The organism is Plantibacter sp. CFBP 8804, from assembly GCF_014841225.1.
In the GTDB taxonomy this organism is placed as follows: Bacteria; Actinomycetota; Actinomycetes; order Actinomycetales; family Microbacteriaceae; genus Plantibacter; species Plantibacter auratus.
Window position 1 is genome coordinate 1 of record NZ_JACYTU010000038.1, and the last position, 957, is coordinate 957.

Sequence of the window (957 nt, forward strand, 5' to 3'; positions counted from 1 at the left end):
AAGTCCCGGAAACCAGATGGTTTCCGGGACTTCATGGTCGGGCTGACAGGATTTGAACCTGCGACCCCTTGAGTCGAAGAAGGGTTCTCCCTCCGTCACGCTTGATAGCCGTAGATCCCTTGCGGGAGTAGGCAAGTCGGGAGATCCCACAACCCGTCAGATCCCGTCAAAACCGGCAAAAGCCCGGAGCTTGCGGGTACATTTGCGGGTACATGGATTTTGGGCTTGAGCGCTCCACAAGGAGCTGGCACGCTATTACCTAGTCGATAGCGACACGTACCACTCGTTGTCCGAGGGCGTTTCCGTCAACGGTTCGGAACGCAGTTCCACTCGTCGTGTCGACTGCCCAGTCGAATCACCTACGGCCGTAAAATTTGCAGTACGGGCCGAGTGTGTCGGCCGTCCTACAACTGAACAGGCGGGGTTCCATTGACCTCTGTAACGCAACGCATCACCCAGTACAACAAGGAGGCTGGCCAGCCTCGTGGCGGGTTGGTCAATCCGAAGCTGCTGACGGCGACGCAGCTCGAGGACGAGCATGGGGTTCTTGATCACAAGCAGGAGAATGTTCATGCGAGTGTCGTCGGCCTAGCGGTGGACTACCTGAGCCGGCTGGCGCGCATCCGCGTCGGCGCGGGTGAAGAAGCGGCACGTGCTGCGGTTGATGTCTTCCGGGCATCTTTGATGGGTGCACAGCGGATCACTGATTCCGGCGGGTACCCGTCGGCGGTTGAGGATGCTCGACAGGCTGTTTTGAGCCTCAACATCAATGAGTACGAAGACAGCACCGTTGGTTACGCCATCGATGAGACGGCGGCGTTGATTGCTTGCCAGCTGGCGACCTATGACGTGGCTCTGCGCGCAGGCGTGGGGTTGTACAACCCGGAGAGCACCCTTCGAGCGCCGGATGAGGTCACGACCGCGCACATCCTGGTGATGGTGCATCGGGCCGAGCGG

At 59.8% G+C, this 957-nt stretch carries 1 protein-coding gene; it reads left to right on the forward strand.

Features of this window, described 5'->3' with window-relative positions:
* Positions 1-429 precede the first annotated feature (429 nt).
* Positions 430-957 (forward strand): hypothetical protein (locus tag IFU11_RS19940; RefSeq protein ID WP_199862398.1); only part of this gene is annotated, 528 nt, incomplete at its 3' end.